Genomic DNA, 17,226 nt, shown 5'->3' on the forward strand with positions numbered 1-17,226 from the left:
GGTGACAGGCAGAACCTGTTTCTACAAAAGGGATTTTTTATGTACAGATGTATAAATTTTTTATTTATGTATGTACGGAATTCTAACCTTAAACGTATGTTTTAGTAAGAGGCAAAGCGTACAAATAGGGGGTAAATTTCTCAATGTTTATACTTGGAATAGTTTTTATCATTATCGGCGTTTTTTTTATTATAGACCCAACATTCATTGGGTTAATTTCGGAAAGATGGAAGTCCAATGATGGTACAGAACCGTCTGACATGTACCTTTGGACTACACGTTTTGGCGGAATGATTTTAATCGTTGCTGGGATTGGGATGGTTATTGTTGCGCTACTTTAACAAAGTTGTCATTATCTTAGCACCACAAATTACCATCGCAGAAGTATAATTAAAGTATAAGATATGGTTAATTTGAGAGGATGATAAAAATGTTAACAGATTATTCAAGAATCGTTGTTGCATATGATCATTCGGAATTAAGTAAAAAAGCTTTGAAAATGGCCATGAATTTAGCAAAGCAGGATAAACTGATTGAATTATTAGTGGTTATGGTCATACAACCTGAAAGACCCATGGTATACTCTTATGGTTATGCATTCGAGGCCTACCATCAAAAGCAGCGTGAGGAAGTAAAAGCTGTACGTAATGAACTTGAGCAAGAATTGAAGCTGCTGCCAAATAAATCAAGAACCTTTGCCATTGAGGGCACACCAGGTCATATGATTGTGGAATTTGTGAAACAAAATGACGCCGATCTTGTTGTGATGGGTAGCAGAGGATTAAGCGGACTGAAGGAACTATTTTTAGGAAGCGTTAGCCACTATGTCGTACAAAAGGCACACTGTCCTGTTTTTATTGTGAAATAACTAGATGAAAAAAGCTGTTGAAAATGTCCAATAAGAGCGATCTGAATGCTTTATAGAAACGTTTCATCCATTTTGATATATAATGAATGGCGTATGTATTGGCATACGTCATTTTCTTTTGGAAAAATGAAGGACCCGTTTTGCTTATTCAAGTAACGAAGCATGCCAAATGAATAAAAACATAAAATTTTGTAAAATGAGGAAACCTAAATGTAATTGTTTTTAGGAGGTTGAATGGATGGATTTGTCCTTTATTTGGAAGTCATTTTTATTAATCTTAGCAGGTATTTTTTTATTAAGAATAGCTGGAAGAAAATCTATATCCCAAATGACCCTTGCTCAAACGGTTGTTATGATTTCTTTAGGCACCATTATCGTACAACCGATTGTAGAAAAAAGTATCATAAGGGCTATTATTGGTGCGGCTATCTTTGTAGTTTCGATCGTAACTTTGGAATATTTAGAACTAAAATTTAATTTTATGGAAAAATTTATTACAGGAAAATCTAAAATTGTGATTCAGAATGGAACATTGAATATACAGAACTTAAAAAAGTTACGATTAACCGTTGACCAATTAGAAATGAGGCTACGAAATCATGGAATAACGAAAATGGAGGATGTGAAAACTGCTACGATTGAACCAAATGGATTACTGGGATACGAATTAAATGATGACGCGAAACCTTTAACGGTCGGTGAATTCAAGAAACTTTTAGCTTCGCATTCTTCTTTCCTTCAAAATGTTGACCAACAGCAGCACTCACCTTCAGAGAAGGGAGATATTTTCGGGGAGATACATCATGCTACTACACAAAACCATCCAGATTATTTAAATTAAAGTGTTTAAACAGGAGGTGAAGAGATGCATTTTATAAAAGATACGCTGATTGTATATGGCAGGATCGTAACCATACTCCCACTTTTATTATTTTTTACCCTTTATATGGGAAAAAGATCGATAGGGGAATTACCTGTTTTTGATTTTTTAATCATTATTACTCTTGGAGCTGTTGTAGGGGCAGATATTGCGGACCCAGCCATTGAACATATTCATACGGCTACAGCAATTGTTGGTTTAGCCCTCCTTCAAAAGCTGATATCCACTATTACGCTTAGATCAAGAAGGATTGGAAAAGCCCTCACCTTCGAGCCAACCATTGTTATTATGGATGGTGTTTTAATGGTTAAGAATTTACGGAAAATCCAATATTCTTTAGATAATATCCTACAGATGCTGAGAGAAAAAGATGTTTTTGATATTTCAGTAGTTAAATTAGGGATTATAGAAGCAAATGGTAAGATTTCAGTATATAAAAAACCAAATAAATCACAAGTGATACGTGAAGATGTTGGGATAGATACTACTACGGAAACAATGCCATACCCCGTTATCATTGAAGGGAAAATTGACCACAACACCCTAAGCGAACTAGGTACGAACGAATCTTGGCTAATGGAGCAGCTCCAAATGAAAGGGATTAAAAAAGTTGACGACATTTTCTTTGCATCGCTAACCTCCGATTTAAAGCTGCACCTATCTCCTGTAAATAAGGATGCCCCTAAATATATAAACCATTAAAGGATTTGTGAATCTATCCGAGTATTGTTTTTCATAACGTCATTAATTTGGAAGATATACAGCGGATTTATCATCTAACCAAAATTTCAGAAAAGAACCTCGCCAGTTCTATGACGAGGTTTATTTTTTTATTTGAGTACTAAAGGAATAAAATCTGCATAGCTGTCTAGGTGAAAATCAGCGTCGATGTTGCGATTTTGAAAGGCAACAGTCTTAATTCCTAATTGTCTAGCCGGAAGTAAATCCAACTCTCGGTCACCGACGACTAAATCGATGTCGTATCTTTTTAAAACAAATTCATAAGAAGAGGGATGAGGTTTCCTGTTAAATCCCTGTTCTTCTACAGAAACGACTTCTGTAAAGTATTTGGTTAATGAGTATTTTCCAAGGAGGTAGTTGGCAGATTCTCGATCACGGTGAGTCACAATGATATTGTTATCAACGGCAGCTAACACGTCTTCTAAATGATCAAACGGCTTACTGTTTTTTGAATATTTTATATCTAATTGTTTATACTCGGCACGTCGATCTTCATCGATTCCAAAGTGCTTAAAAGCCGTTTTCGAATCGACTTTCAGCCACCGTAACACCTCTTCTCGATCAAGGTCACGCTGACTTAACGCAACAAAACCCTCCACTAAAGCTGGATATGTATCAAAAAGTGTTCCATCAAAATCCCATAAAATGTTCAACATTCATCCCCTCAATTCTATTCTTTATTGGAAAATGATCCTCAAAAATATTACTTTATCATTATCCTTTGCATAAGACCAGTAATCCTTTCGATGGATTAAAAACTTTACATATTGAATCTTGTAGACTATGATAAGAAATAATTATATAAGTTTTAACCTACTAGGGGTGCCCCAATACCGGGCTGAGAGAAAAACGTACGTTTTTTAACCCTTTGGACCTGATCTGGATGATACCAGCGTAGGAAAGTAGCCAAGTGAAATTACCCTTTTCTCTAACTATTAAGCCAGGTCCAATCTTATTGGATCTGGCTTTTTTATGTTTTTAGATTAATAGGGTTACTGAAAAATGGGGGTACTGAAATGAATCATAACGATTTAAGCTCTATTTTACAAAGGGTAAGAGATGAAAACCCGCTCGTACATAATATTACCAATGTAGTTGTCACTAATTTTACTGCTAATGGACTACTATCACTTGGGGCTTCCCCTGTGATGGCTTATGCTCCAGAAGAAGTAGCTGACATGGTTCGTATAGCTCGGGCCCTTGTCCTTAACATCGGGACATTAAGCCGGGAAGTAGTCGGCTCGATGATATTAGCGGGAAAAACAGCTAATGAGCTGGGTATTCCGGTCATCTTTGACCCTGTTGGCGCAGGAGCCACTCTTTTCCGCACAGAAATGGCACAAAAAATAATCAATGAAGTAAAAGTCTCTGTTATTCGTGGAAACGCTGCGGAAGTCGCCAATGTTTTAGGGGAAAAGTGGGAAATCAAAGGTGTGGATGGCGGTACACATCAAGGAAATACGATCGAATTGGCCGTAACCGCCGCACAACAGTTGAATACCACTGTCGTAATTACTGGGAAAGACGATGTACTGACAGATGGAAAGACAACGTATTTGGTATCCAATGGTCACCATCTCTTAACAAAAGTGACAGGAACCGGCTGTCTGTTAACCTCTGTAATCGGCGCCTTTGCAGGAGTGGAAAAGGACCTGCTGCTTGCTGGATTATCGGCGCTAACCTTTTATGGAGTCGCTGCAGAAAAAGCATTCGAGAAGGCGGGGAAATTGGGACCGGGGAGTTTTCAAATCGAATTTTTAAATCAACTTTCACTTGTTTCTTCTGAGGATCTTCATCAATTTGCGTCATACAAACAAGTATAAGGAGTGGACACCATGAAAAAAGCATTAACGATAGCAGGTTCTGATAGCGGCGGTGGTGCAGGAATTCAAGCCGATTTAAAGACTTTTCAAGAATTAGAGGTTTTTGGAATGTCGGCACTAACAGCAGTTACGGCCCAAAATACGTTAGGGGTTCAAGCCGTATATCCGATGACACCTGAAGCCGTAAGTAAACAAATCGAGTCGATTGGCGAAGATATGGGGACAGACGCAGTAAAAACAGGAATGTTATTTAATGCTGAAATCATCAAAGCCGTTTCTGAAAAAATAGATTACTACCACTGGCAAAATCTCGTGGTCGACCCCGTTATGATTGCAAAAGGCGGGGCGTCTCTGCTCCAGAGTGAAGCCATTTCGGCATTGAAGCAGTATTTGTTACCACTTGCAATGGTCATTACACCTAATATTCCTGAGGCAGAGGTACTAACAGGGATCTCCATTCGAACAAAGGAAGATAAACAAGAGGCTGCAAAACGGCTTTTTGATTTAGGCGTTAAAAATGTAGTCGTAAAAGGCGGTCATGATGAAGACACTGATGTATCTGTAGATTTTTTATATGACGGCAAAGACTTTTCTACCTTTACGAGTAAAAGAATTCCGACCAAGAATACGCATGGAACAGGCTGTACATTTTCCGCAGCTGTAACGGCAGAACTAGCCAAAGGTGCCAGTGTTTATGAAGCAGTAACAAAAGCAAAGCATTTTATCCAGGCGGCGATTGAAGATCAACTGCTGATTGGTCAAGGCCATGGACCAACGAATCATTGGGCATATCAAAAAAGAGTAGGAGCGATAAGGTAGGTGAGCAGGTTGAATTTTCGCAATCGTGATTCATTAAGAGAGGCATTGAAGGTTTACTTTATTATGGGCAGTCCAAACTGCACCGGCAATCCCGATCGCGTTTTGCAGGAAGCTGTTGAAGGAGGAATCACCCTTTTTCAATTCCGTGAGAAAGGCAGCGGAGCTTTAACAGGGGATAAAAAGGCCGAACTGGCCAAAGAACTACAGCAAATATGCAGAGAGTACCAAATACCTTTTATTATTAATGACGATATTGATTTGGCGATTGCACTTAACGCAGACGGTGTACATATCGGTCAGGAGGATGAGCCGGTAGCTGAAGTTAGAAATAAGATCGGCCACGATAAAATCATTGGCGTTTCTGTACATAGTTACGATGAGGCCATTACCGCGCTTAGGGGAGGAGCCGATTATTTTGGGATTGGCCCCGTTTTTCCAACGAATACAAAAGAAGACGCCAAACCTTCAAACGGAACGAAGCTCATTGAAGAACTGCGGAACAAAGAATTTAGTATTCCAATTGTGGGAATTGGCGGAATCACTGCGGAAAACGCAGGGTCTGTTATCAAAGCGGGTGCTGACGGAGTATCAGTCATTACCGCGATCAGCCATGCACCTTCTGTTTCTGAAGCAGTTAAAGTGTTAAGAAAAAGTGTTTTAGATTTATAGTCTTGATTGGATTGTTATTGGGAAAAAGTTTATTCGTGCCCGTAATCACTGATTTTTTGTGGTTACGGTAACGAATAGCTACTATTAATGCCCGTTACAGCTACTATTTGCGGAATACGGTAACGAAACCCCACTATTCGTGCCCGCCAAAACAAATATATGTGGTTTGCGGTAACGAATTTAGCAATTCACAAATCCAAATGTAATTTACCAACAGTACGATTTCTATTAAAATTTCATACTAGCACTGGGGGAGCCGCAACTGGCTGAGATTAGACTATAAAAGGTCTTAAACCCCTGAACCTGATCTGGGTAGTACCAGCGTAGGGAAGTGAAGAATACATCCATAAACTGTGAACCATAATGGATAAACGGTGATCCCCCAGTGCTTATAAAAACTTGGAGGGATTTTTTTTATGAGAAAAACACACAAACTCACATTGACAGCGATGATGATCGCGATTGGCACACTCTCGAGTAACTTATTTTTTATCCCGATTGGTTTCACCAAAGTGTTTCCGATCCAGCATTTCTTGAATGTTTTGTCTGCCGTCCTATTAGGACCGGTTTATGCCGTTGCCCAGGCATTATGTGTCTCAATCTTACGAAATATCATGGGGACCGGTTCAGTCTTTGCATTTCCAGGAAGTATGGTGGGTGCGTTATTGGCAGGGCTTTTCTTTATGAAAACCAGAAAGATTTACATGGCCTTTTTCGGAGAGGTTATCGGAACGGGAATTCTTGGCGCAATCCTTTGCTACCCAATCGCAACACTTTTAATGGGTCAGGAAGCAGCAGTGTTTGGCTTTATTCCGCTATTTATTTTCAGCTCGATTGCGGGTGCACTTATTGGGGCCATTATCCTTTCTGTCTTTTTAAAGAAAAAAGTAGCTGTATTTACTCAAAATGGAACGACATTGAAATAGAAAGGAACGACCATCATGGAACAGCAGCAAATCATAAATCAACTATTTACGACCATACAATCTGATTCGCTATCAGAAGAAGAATTTAATCAAACCGCCTTACAACTATTCACTTATCAGTTCACAAATAACCTTCCTTTTCGGAAGTTCTGTCAGGCAAAAGGCAAGACCCTCCGGACGGTGAAATCATGGAAGGACATTCCAGCAGTGCCGATTAATGCATTTAAAGAGGTTGCTCTTACCTGTACGCCTCCAGAACAAGCGGAGAGTTACTTTATGACAAGCGGTACCACCAAGGGTGTGAAAGGGAAGCACTATCATCCGACGTTACAAGTGTGGACTCTTTCAATGAAAACCTATTTTAAACAGCGTTTTATGAAAGAAACTGAAAAAATCCGAATGGGTATTCTATTCCCGACGGAAGAGGAAATGCCAAATTCCTCATTGGCTCGGTATTTAGCACTTGCTAAGCAAGAGTTCGGCACGGAAGAGAGTCACTATCTGTTAGGGGAAAACGGGATTGATATCGAGAAGCTTATTCAAGAATTGGAGCATGCAGAACGTTCAGGTGAGCCTTATGCATTATTAGGGGCCTCGTACAGTTTTGTTCATCTGTTCGAAGAACTAGCGAATATCGGCCGCAGCTTCCAATTGCCGCCTGGTAGCAAGATTTTAGATACAGGCGGATACAAAAATCAGTCAAAAGAATGGGAACTGGATGATTTCTATCATGAGTTATCAAGGGTACTAGGTGTTCCAAGAAAAGAATGTATCAATATGTACGGTATGACGGAGTTAAGTTCACAACTCTATGATTCTGGTAATGAGCAGGTTCCATCTGTAAAGTCCGGTCCTCATTGGCTGAGAACGAGAATTATACATCCGTTAACAGGTGAGGAAGTGGCCGACGGGGAACGAGGGGTAATTGTCCATAGTGATCTCGCAAACTTCAACTCTGTCACGACTATTTTAACCGAGGACTTAGGCATGAAAGTTTGTGAGGGGTTCCTTCTCTTAGGCAGGGTTCAAGGAACAGAGGCAAAGGGCTGTTCACTTGCTGTTGAGGAATTTATTAAAGCAGCCACGGGTCCAATTTGATGAGAGAAAAAGTTGGATATCTCCCCGATATTGGGGAAGAAGCAGTAGCTTCCAAAATTCTTACCTTTACAAACAAAGGTGAGACGCTCGAGGTTGAAGCCCCTCTCCTTACAATCGAGCAAATGCAACGGGTCTCAGAAAAGGTTAAACAAGCTAGTACTGAAGTATTAAAAAACATGAGTATTATCGAGATTATTTCGATCATCGACACCGCCATAGAAGTCCTGCTCGACCGGAATTCAACCTATCGGAAAAAAGCAGAAAGAATGCTGCCAATCGTTACGGGTTACGATGAAGAAATGATTCGCTTGGGACTTACATCATTCTTAAAAAAGTTTCGCAAACATGAATTGCAGCGCTTCGTGGTGGATGACTTAGGCAATCCTTTGCTACTGGATGATTTTCAACCTCGTGTAAAGAGAGGTTTTTCAAAAGCAGTGGGACCTGAATTAATTCTTCATGTTTGGGCTGGAAATGTACCAGCACTTCCGTTATGGAGTCTCATTTCAGGGTTATTGGTTAAGTCTGGGAACATTGGCAAGGTATCGAGTGCGGAGCCTTTGTTTGCTGGATGGTTTGCACAGGTTTTAGTGGAAGTTGCTCCTCAACTCAAGGATTGCCTAGCGGTCGTCTGGTGGAAGGGAGGAGATGAGGAACGAGAAAAGGAGTTTTTTACGTATCCGGATGTGGTGGTCGGTTATGGAAGTAATACTTCACTAGAATCCATGAGTCATAGAATCCCTGTCACCACACGTTTCCTGCCATTCGGACATAAAGTCAGTTTTGGAGTAATCGGCAGCTCCGCACTTGACTCACGAAAAGCATTAACCACCGCTCATCATGCCGCATTTGATATGATCCAATTTGATCAACAGGGCTGTTATTCCCCGCATATTTTCTATGTTCAAAATGGGGGAAATGTTTCACCCGAGGAGTTTGCGCAGTATCTTGCACAGGAACTTGAAAGCTATCAAAAACGATACCCAAGGCGCATTCTTACTCTAGAAGAAATGACTGCAAGCATCCACTGGCGTAACCAAGAAGAAGTGTCTTCTTTTACCAACACTACAAAACAAGTATTTGGTCAAACTGACAATCATTGGACTGTTGTTTATGAGGAGGGTGCAGCATTCACCCCAACTTGTTCAAATCGTTCGGTGAAAGTCATTGCTTTTGATAATATAGAAGACATTTTGCCAAACATTCAGCCCTATCGCAAATTCTTACAGAGTGCAGGTGTGGCGGCAGCTCCGAAGGAACTGTTTCAATGGGCTGAAAAATTAGGGAATGTAGGCGTAACACGAATTACTGCTCTAGGTAAAATGACTTCTCCAGAATCAGGGTGGCATCATGATGGCAGGTTCAATTTACTAGATTTCGTTCAAATGGTTGATATAGAGCATTCAGCAGAAGAGTTTGCAGAGAATTTTGCAGCTTATATCGATTAGGAGGCATGAAATGGCTTATTTGAGTTTACAAGACGTGACTTACAGTTATGCAAAAAATAATGTGATTGTCGATGCCGTAAATCTGGATGTTGAAAAAGGAAAGTTTCACAGTTTACTAGGTAAAAGCGGCTGTGGAAAAACGACGTTATTAAAGCTGGCGGCAGGATTAATAACCCCAAATGAGGGTTCCATTCTGTTTCAAGGTGAAAGAATAACACCTTCAGAAAAGATTGGCTTTGTGTTTCAAGCACCAACACTATTGGAATGGAAATCAGTAATCGATAATGTTCTTTTACCCATATCCCTTAAATATAAAGTGACAAATGAACATGTCGAAAAAGCCGAATCATTATTAAATTTAATGGGGCTATCTCATTTAAAAAAGGAATACCCAACTCGTTTATCGGGCGGACAGCAAAGTAGAGTATCCATAGCAAGAGCGCTAATTCAAACGCCGGCCATGCTTTACATGGATGAGCCTTTTTCGGCACTTGATGCCATCACAAGAGAGGAGCTTCAAGATGATTTTCTCCGGCTTTGTGAACTCCATCAAATGACGGTATTATTTGTTACCCATGATATTTCAGAAGCAGTCTATTTATCAGACAGGATTGCAGTTATGGATAAAGGTAGAATCATCGAAAATTTTTCAGTCGAATTACAAGATCGGTTTACAACCGATATTCGATATTCTGGACAGTTTAGTCAGCTTTGCTTGGAAATCCGGACTGCCATTAGTGGAGGATTAAGATGAAAAAAATATCAATTTATTCCTGGTTATTGTTCATCCTGATTCTATTACTCTGGGAAATGCTAGCCAAGCAAATGTCCGAATTAGTTCTTCCGGCACCGACCGTTGTGGTCGCTACACTGATAGATGGATTAACGAGTGGTTATTATTCTCCTCATATCATTCGGACGAGTTTAGAGATTATCATCGGACTTTTTCTCGGGAGTTTGTTAGGTATCATTACCGGCATATGGATGGGCGAAGTCGAGTTTATCCGTAAACTATTGTTTCCTTACGTCATTGCTAGTCAGGCTGTTCCCAAACTCGCACTGGCACCATTATTTATTCTATGGTTTGGTTTTGGAATGACTTCAAAAGTTGTGATCACGGCATTAATTTGCTTTTTCCCGTTAATGGAAAACACCGTTACCGCACTTCAATACACCGATCCTAAAAAAATAGAATTGTTTCGGGTGTTAGGGGCAAACAGATGGCAAACATTGTTTAAATTAAAAATACCTGCTGGATTGCCGAGCATTATGGCGGGTTTCCGGGTTGCCGTTGTTCTAGCTGTTGTCGGTGCTGTAGTGGGCGAATTTATTGGCGGCAGTGAAGGATTAGGCGCTTTGATTATTGCTTCTCAAGGCATGATGGACACACCCTTGATGTTTTCGGTCCTTATTTTAATCACGATCCTTGGAACCTTTCTCTATCAAATTATTTATTTCATTGAACGTAGAATGTTTCAATATAAAAAGCGGTAAGGAGTGTTTACAAATGAAAATGAAAGTAATGGTTACAGCACTCATCTTAGTATTATTATTAACGGCTTGTGGTTCAAAAAATAATCAGCAGGCAGCTACTGTAACAGCGGTAGAAAACGTAAAAATCGCAAGCTGGAGTCAGCCGATTTCAGAACAAACGAATCTTCTTGTAAGTGAGGAAAAGAATTTTTTTAAAAATGAAGGTTTAGAAGTTGAATTTATCCCAGGTGCAGGAGGCGGAGATGCCATCAAAAATATTCTCTCAGGTAAGGCAGATATCGCCTTTACCGATCCTGGTTCACTCTATTTTGCGTTAAATCAGGGTGAGAAACTAAAAGTCATCTATAATATTTATCCCCAAAACGTATTCAATGTCGTTTCTTTAAAGGAAAGTAATATCTACAAACCAGAGGACCTAAAAGGGAAGAAGATCGGCGTATATAGTCTTTCCAGTGGTACTAGACAAAATCTTCTTGTTCTGTTAAACCAAGCTGGCCTTACAGAAAAGGATGTAACCATTGTTGAAACAGGTCTTTTGAATTTTGCCCCGCTGATGCAGGGTCAGGTCGATGCAACGGCTGCAACTGACACTGGCTTAATAACGGCAAAAGAAAAGGGATTGGCGGACGTCAATGTACTTGAGGTTAAAGATTATCTTAATATCCCAAGTGATATTTTTGTGGTAACCGAAAAAACATACAATGAGAAAAAGGATATTCTGAAAAAGTTTGTTGAAGCTTATCAAAAAAGTGCGGAATGGATGATCAAAGAACCAGAGGAAGCGGCTGCTTTAGCCGTAAAACATGCGATTGATGGCAAGGATGAAAAACATAATTTAGAGATTATTAAACTGCGAAACGACGCTAGTATTTCGCCGGCAACAAGCGAAAGGGGATTGGGTGCATTAGAAATGGATATCTTACAGCAGGGTGCTGATATCTATAAAAAATTGGGTCTAATCGAAAAAGAGTTACATATGTCAGATGTTAACGTTGAAGACTTTGTGAAATAGGAGGAGCATGTGAAAAAATTTCAGAATAAAACCGTACTTGTTACAGGTTCAAGCAGAGGAATCGGTGCAGCCATCGCAAAAGGTTTTGCAGCTGAAGGGGCGACAGTGATTGTTAATTACCTTCAAAATAAGGAGGCTGCAAATAAAACAGTTAACTCATGTCTTGAGCTTGGTGGTGATGCTTGGGCGATTCAAGCAGATGTATCATCTCAATCTGACGTTAAACGGATGATGGAGCAAATTGAACTCGAAGTAGGAAAATTAGATGTTGTCGTTAATAATGCCTTTAAATCCTATGTCTTTAATCCAGATACACGAAAAATGTTCTCACAAATAAAGTGGGAAGACTATCAAGAACAAATGGATGGAGCATTGAAATCAACTTATTATGTATGTGAACAAGCCGTCCCCTTAATGAAAAAACAAACGAAGGGAAGCATTGTTAATATCGTTACAAACTTAGTGCAACGTCCACTCATTCCTTATCATGACTATACAACCGCAAAATCAGCGCTAATCGGGTTCAGCCGCAATCTGTCAGTTGAACTCGGAGCCTTCGGGATTAGAGTGAATTGTGTGGCACCTGGTTTAGTGTATCCAACCGATGCAAGCCGACAGACAAAAGATGAAGTAAAAGAAATGATTATTGCTCAAACTCCGCTAAGACGAATTGCTCAACCGGAGGATATTGTAGGACCCGTCTTGTTCTTATCCTCGGAATGGAGTCAGTTTATGACAGGGCAGACACTTTTAGTCGATGGCGGGTTGGTCATGAGTTAAATCACTCTAAGGAAAAGCTTATGTAAATGTTTATAGAATAAAGGGGCCCATCGCTGGGCCTCTTTTCCTATTTATCCGAGGAACATCATATCACAAACTTGGAGGTTAGAAACAATAAAATAGGCTTTTGTATTAGTAGCAATACCCAGCCATTATACATATTTTGTTGGGGAAGGTATAGCGGTATTTACCTATTTTTTTTGTTTGTTCTGTGCCTTTTTACAAGTTGCTGCTGCCCTTTTTTAAATATATAAGGAGGTATTTAAAAATGAATGATTTCCAAAGTCAACTCCAGGGATTAAGTCTTGGAGATTTCCAAGCAACCCAGGCAGTTCCTTATGACCCAAGCTCGTATTATACTGATCCTACTCGATTTGGTGGTTTTGGCGGTATTGGTGGTATTGGCGGTTTTGGCGGTATTGGTGGTTTCCATCGATGTTTTAGTTGTTTTAGTTGCTTTAGCTGTTTTAACTGCTTTAATTGCTTCCATAATTGCTTTCATAATTGTGGTGGACATCGCTGCCATAATTGCGGCGGAGGTCATCGCTGCGGAGGCCATAATTGCGGAGGCGGACATCGTTGTGGTGGTGGAGGCCATCGTTGCGGCGGTTGATCGTTTTCGGTTTATAATGAAAACTCCGGTTCCATCTGAAGAGGAGAAGAGCCCCTACAATTGTAGGGGCTTTTCTCTATAACAATTAACATAAGGGACAAAATGAGATACATAAGATAATAGTGATGATAAATAAAAATGAGAAAAAGCTTCGGCTAAGGAGGAGCGCAATGACGAATATGAACCCTTCTATGCGTCTGAAAGTGAAAAGGGACACGTTTTTTCTCCCCGATTCCAACAGTGGTGTGTATTTTCGAAACAATGTAAGCTCATTTCGTATGGAAGGCAGTATGATCGATCAATGGGTTGAAAAGCTGATACCAATGTTTAATGGCGAGTATACCTTGGAGTATTTGACAAACGGTTTGCCTATTCCATACCGTGATAGAGTGTTTGAAATTGCAGAGGCACTATATCGAAATGGGTTTGCTCGGGATGTTAGCCAAGATCGTTCACATCAATTGAAGGAACCGGTTCTAAAAAAGTATGCATCTCAAATTGAATTTGTTGACAATTTGGTTGATTCGGGAGCGTTTCGTTTTCAGACCTATCGGCAGGCAAAAGTGTTGGCAGTTGGCTCTGGTCCATTTTTTGTTTCATTGATTTCTTCCTTACTTAATTCTGGGTTGCCCAAGTTCCATATGCTAATCAATGACAGTGTTCATACAAATAGAAGGCGGTTGATGGAACTTGAGGAACATACACGTAAAACAGACGCTGAAGTGGAGATCGAAGAGGTCACACTAAACCAGCAAGGGGAAAATTCCTGGCAGGAGATTATAAGACCATTTGACTATATTTTGTATGTGTCACAAAAGGACGATGTAGAGGAACTCCGGCTTCTACATAAGGTTAGCAGGGAAGAGGGTAAAGTGTTTCTCCCTGCTATTTGCTTAGAACAGGTTGGTATAGCGGGTCCGTTAGTGTATCCAGACTCAGAAGGGTGCTGGGAGTCTGCATGGCGACGAATTCACCAATCGGCTCTCTTCAAAGACCAACCCTTATCCGATTTCTCTCCCACAGCCGGAGCAATATTAGCTAATGTTATCGTATTTGAGTTGTTTAAAGACGTTACGGGTGTGTCCCAAAAGGAACAGAAGAATCAATTCTATCTTCTAGATTTGGAAACGTTAGAAGGAAACTGGAATTCGTTTATGCCTCATCCACTGGTAACAGGACAGCAAACAGCTAGATTGGTAGAAGATATTGATTTACGAGTAGCAGATGACATGGAGAGCGGAGATCCAGGTAAATTACTTCTTTACTTCAACCAGTTGACATCAAAGGTAACAGGGATTTTCCATTTATGGGAGGAGGGGAATTTAGGGCAGCTGCCGTTAGCTCAATGTCGAGTTCAGGTATTCAACCCGTTGGCAGCTGGGCCACCCGAACTATTTGGAGATATTGTCTTATCAGGTCTTACACATGAGGAGGCAAGACGGGAAGCAGGTTTGTCAGGTATTGAAGCGTATGTTTCACAACTTGTCGGTTTGTTCGACCTTCCTCATGAAGTTGAGGTTGGAGCTGGTGAAACGTTAGCGGAAAGTGTTTGTAGAGGATTGCAAAGATGTTTGGACGAAGAGTTAATCCAACAAACCCTTGAAGAGAAATATACCGTTTCTCGGGTACAATTGAGTACGGTAGAAGATGAACGCTGTCGGTTTTATTTGCAGGCACTGACTATGCTGCAGGGAGCACCAACTATAGGGGTAGGCGAAGAAGTATCAGGATTCCCTGTGGTGTGGATTGGTTCAGAAGATGGATGGTATGGCAGTGTTGATTTGAATATTACTAGGGCATTACGAAATGCCCTACAACAAGCACTTATCAAGATCCAAAATGAACAAGAAATCGTTACTGCCAGGTCTTTGGAGATTTCGTCCTTGCTTTTTGATGAAAAAGTGCCGCTAAACGTTGACATTCCTGCTTGTGAAGAGAGGATACAATCGGAGGACTTGCTGACTGCTATGAAAATCTTGAAACAGAACGGAAAGCAACTCTTGGTGTTTGAACTAGGACTTGAACCTTTTTTGAATGAGGGATTGGCAGGGGTATTTGGGGTGTTGGTTCAGGAGGAGGGATTAAGGTGAGTGCTGTCGTATTGGTTGTAGGAGAAGGGCTGCTGGCAGACCACATGTGTGAAGAACTGTCATCTCAATACTTGGTATTTCGCCAAACCGATTTCGGAGCAATCGTACCGGGAAGGATTGATTTGGCATTGGTTTTACATGATGCCTGGAGTCCTAAGGTTCATCAAAAAGCTGAAGAGTTGTTTCACCAAACCAACACTCCTTGGCTCCGAGGCTTTGTAGCTTTTGGAGAGGGGATTGTAGGTCCTTTGGTTCAACCTGGTATATCAGGATGCTCTCAATGTGCTGAATTGCGGCGTCATATTACAGCACGTGATCGCACAGAGGCGTGGAAGATGCAAAAGGGGTTGGAGTTATCGGGAGGAATTCAGCAGGAAGCATGGGCAACGCGCTCGGGAATATTACAGATTGCCCACTTGATAGGGGCTGAAGTACAAAGAATTATGCAGGGAGAACAAGCTAACTCTGAAGGAAAGATTTGTATCATCAATCTGAGAACATTGAAGAGTTCCTGGCACCGGGTTCTGCCAGTCGCCTTGTGTGAGGTATGTAGTCAATTACCTGACGATTCACCAGCCTTGGCTCAAATAACAATGCAGGAAAGTCCTAAGGTTAATAGCAGAAGTTATCGCAGCCGTTCATTACTTGACTTTTCTAACGTTCTCGTTAATGACTATCTTGATCCTCGAACAGGCATTATGAATGATAAAATGGTTAACCTCGTGCATACATTTGCTGATGTAGGTGTTAATTTGCCTTTGTTCGAAGGGGACGAGGGAACAGCAGGACGGACTAATTCCTTCGCGGTAAGTGAATTAACGGCCATTTTGGAAGGATTGGAGCGGTACTGCGGACTAGAACCTCGCGGCAAACGGACAGTGGTCTATGACAGTTTTAACAATTTGAAAAATCAAGCACTTAATCCAATCGAGGTGGGTGTACACGCAAAAGAACAGTATGAGAGACCAGGTTTTCCATTTATAGAATTTGATCCAGATCGCCCGATTGATTGGGTATGGGGATATTCGTTTTTGCAGGAGCGTCCGATTCTGGTTCCAGAGCTGCTTGCGTATTACAGTTTGGGAGGGTGTTCAAGAGGATTTGTCTATGAAACCTCCAATGGATGTGCGTTGGGAGGAAGTCTCGAAGAGGCCATTTTTTACGGAATTTTAGAAGTGGTGGAACGTGATTCGTTCCTAATGACTTGGTACGCGCAGATGTCACTCCCGCGTCTTGACCCAGACTCCATAGATGACCAAGAACTGATGTTAATGATTGAACGGATGCGTACGGTCGCGGGATATGACCTATATTTATATAACTCTACAATGGAGCACGGAATTCCCAGTATTATGGCAATAGCGAAAAACAGAAAGGAAAAAGGAATGAACCTTATCTGTGCGGCTGGAGCTCATTTAGACCCGGTACGGGCAGTGAAAACTGCCGTTCACGAGTTAGCGGGTATGATGCTGTCATTGGATGAGAAATTAGAGAAGAACCAGGAGGAGTATGTACGAATGTTGCAGGATTCTTCCTTAGTACAACAAATGGATGACCATGGCATGCTGTACGGTTTGCCGCAAGCAGAGGAGCGCCTGCAGTTTTTGCTCGACGAAAATCGCCCATTACGACCATTTCACGAGGAATTTCAGTGGAAGTCAAACCATTTAGATCTTACCGAGGATCTTCAGGATATTCTTCAAGTTTTTCGCCGATTAAACCTCAATGTGATTGTGGTTGACCAGACAGCACCAGAGACAATCCGAAACGGACTCTATTGTGTAAAAGTACTTATACCGGGGATGCTGCCAATGACATTCGGACATCACCTTACTCGTGTAACAGGGCTCGAGAGGGTGTTCAGGGTCCCTATGGAACTAGGATATTCAATTGAACCACTGACAGCCGAACAGCTAAATCCACATCCTCATCCGTTTCCATAAGCGCATCACTAGGAGGATAGCG

General features: G+C 41.0%; 18 protein-coding genes and 2 riboswitches. Of the genes, 17 read left to right on the top strand and 1 reads right to left on the bottom strand.

The window, feature by feature from the left end; genetic code table 11:
• The first annotated feature begins 143 nt into the window (after positions 1–143).
• The 4 genes from QNH29_RS15690 (at position 144) to QNH29_RS15705 (ending at position 2,450) form a co-directional block, all read left to right on the top strand.
• Positions 144–341, top strand: a complete 198-nt coding sequence (locus tag QNH29_RS15690; RefSeq protein ID WP_283860328.1) for a DUF6199 family natural product biosynthesis protein — start codon at positions 144–146, stop codon at positions 339–341.
• An 89-nt stretch (positions 342–430) separates the two neighbouring features.
• Positions 431–868 carry a universal stress protein gene (locus QNH29_RS15695; RefSeq protein ID WP_283860329.1) on the top strand — a complete coding sequence of 146 codons (438 nt, stop codon included), beginning with the start codon at positions 431–433 and terminating at the stop codon, positions 866–868.
• A gap of 238 nt (positions 869–1,106) precedes the next feature.
• Positions 1,107–1,709, top strand: coding sequence for a DUF421 domain-containing protein (locus QNH29_RS15700; protein WP_481858731.1), 603 nt, complete (start codon positions 1,107–1,109; stop codon positions 1,707–1,709).
• 24 nt (positions 1,710–1,733) lie between these two features.
• Positions 1,734–2,450 carry a DUF421 domain-containing protein gene (locus QNH29_RS15705; protein WP_283860330.1) on the top strand — a complete coding sequence of 239 codons (717 nt, stop codon included), beginning with the start codon at positions 1,734–1,736 and terminating at the stop codon, positions 2,448–2,450.
• 128 nt (positions 2,451–2,578) lie between these two features.
• Here the strand turns inward: QNH29_RS15705 and QNH29_RS15710 are convergent, their stop codons facing one another.
• Positions 2,579–3,145 carry an HAD-IA family hydrolase gene (locus QNH29_RS15710; protein WP_283860331.1) on the bottom strand — a complete coding sequence of 189 codons (567 nt, stop codon included), beginning with the start codon at positions 3,143–3,145 and terminating at the stop codon, positions 2,579–2,581.
• Positions 3,146–3,297: 152 nt separating this feature from the next.
• Positions 3,298–3,407: riboswitch (TPP riboswitch) on the top strand.
• 98 nt (positions 3,408–3,505) lie between these two features.
• On the opposite strand from QNH29_RS15710, the gene thiM reads away from it, so the two are divergent.
• From thiM to QNH29_RS15775, 13 genes are all read left to right on the top strand, one after another.
• Positions 3,506–4,312 carry a hydroxyethylthiazole kinase gene (gene thiM, locus QNH29_RS15715; RefSeq protein ID WP_283860332.1) on the top strand — a complete coding sequence of 269 codons (807 nt, stop codon included), beginning with the start codon at positions 3,506–3,508 and terminating at the stop codon, positions 4,310–4,312.
• A 12-nt stretch (positions 4,313–4,324) separates the two neighbouring features.
• Positions 4,325–5,131, top strand: a complete 807-nt coding sequence (gene thiD / locus QNH29_RS15720; protein WP_283860333.1) for a bifunctional hydroxymethylpyrimidine kinase/phosphomethylpyrimidine kinase — start codon at positions 4,325–4,327, stop codon at positions 5,129–5,131.
• Between the two features lie 9 nt (positions 5,132–5,140).
• Positions 5,141–5,800: a thiamine phosphate synthase gene (gene thiE / locus QNH29_RS15725; RefSeq protein ID WP_283865649.1), complete on the top strand. Its 660-nt coding sequence runs from the start codon at positions 5,141–5,143 to the stop codon at positions 5,798–5,800.
• A 239-nt stretch (positions 5,801–6,039) separates the two neighbouring features.
• Positions 6,040–6,147: riboswitch (TPP riboswitch) on the top strand.
• A gap of 69 nt (positions 6,148–6,216) precedes the next feature.
• Positions 6,217–6,726, top strand: a complete 510-nt coding sequence (gene thiW / locus QNH29_RS15730) for an energy coupling factor transporter S component ThiW (protein WP_283860334.1) — start codon at positions 6,217–6,219, stop codon at positions 6,724–6,726.
• A gap of 15 nt (positions 6,727–6,741) precedes the next feature.
• Positions 6,742–7,824 (top strand): LuxE/PaaK family acyltransferase, encoded by a 1,083-nt coding sequence (locus QNH29_RS15735; RefSeq protein WP_283860335.1) that lies wholly within the window; start codon positions 6,742–6,744, stop codon positions 7,822–7,824.
• Positions 7,824–9,272, top strand: coding sequence for an acyl-CoA reductase (locus tag QNH29_RS15740; protein WP_283860336.1), 1,449 nt, complete (start codon positions 7,824–7,826; stop codon positions 9,270–9,272). Before QNH29_RS15735 ends, QNH29_RS15740 begins: the two co-directional genes overlap by 1 nt.
• A gap of 10 nt (positions 9,273–9,282) precedes the next feature.
• Positions 9,283–10,026 carry an ABC transporter ATP-binding protein gene (locus QNH29_RS15745; RefSeq protein WP_283860337.1) on the top strand — a complete coding sequence of 248 codons (744 nt, stop codon included), beginning with the start codon at positions 9,283–9,285 and terminating at the stop codon, positions 10,024–10,026.
• Positions 10,023–10,766 carry an ABC transporter permease gene (locus tag QNH29_RS15750; protein WP_283860338.1) on the top strand — a complete coding sequence of 248 codons (744 nt, stop codon included), beginning with the start codon at positions 10,023–10,025 and terminating at the stop codon, positions 10,764–10,766. Before QNH29_RS15745 ends, QNH29_RS15750 begins: the two co-directional genes overlap by 4 nt.
• A 13-nt stretch (positions 10,767–10,779) precedes the next feature.
• Positions 10,780–11,778 carry an ABC transporter substrate-binding protein gene (locus QNH29_RS15755; RefSeq protein WP_283860339.1) on the top strand — a complete coding sequence of 333 codons (999 nt, stop codon included), beginning with the start codon at positions 10,780–10,782 and terminating at the stop codon, positions 11,776–11,778.
• Between the two features lie 9 nt (positions 11,779–11,787).
• Positions 11,788–12,558: a 3-oxoacyl-ACP reductase gene (locus tag QNH29_RS15760; RefSeq protein ID WP_283860340.1), complete on the top strand. Its 771-nt coding sequence runs from the start codon at positions 11,788–11,790 to the stop codon at positions 12,556–12,558.
• Positions 12,559–12,826: 268 nt separating this feature from the next.
• Complete coding sequence (locus QNH29_RS15765; protein ID WP_283860341.1) at positions 12,827–13,171, top strand: heterocycloanthracin/sonorensin family bacteriocin; 345 nt, start codon at positions 12,827–12,829, stop codon at positions 13,169–13,171.
• 170 nt (positions 13,172–13,341) lie between these two features.
• Positions 13,342–15,261 (top strand): putative thiazole-containing bacteriocin maturation protein, encoded by a 1,920-nt coding sequence (locus tag QNH29_RS15770; protein WP_283860342.1) that lies wholly within the window; start codon positions 13,342–13,344, stop codon positions 15,259–15,261.
• The gene (locus tag QNH29_RS15775) at positions 15,258–17,204 is read left to right on the top strand and encodes a TOMM precursor leader peptide-binding protein (RefSeq protein ID WP_283860343.1); all 1,947 of its coding nucleotides are present in this window, start codon (positions 15,258–15,260) and stop codon (positions 17,202–17,204) included. Before QNH29_RS15770 ends, QNH29_RS15775 begins: the two co-directional genes overlap by 4 nt.
• Positions 17,205–17,226: the final 22 nt, after the last annotated feature.

Source organism: Neobacillus sp. DY30, from assembly GCF_030123065.1.
Classification (GTDB): domain Bacteria; phylum Bacillota; class Bacilli; order Bacillales; family Cytobacillaceae; genus Neobacillus.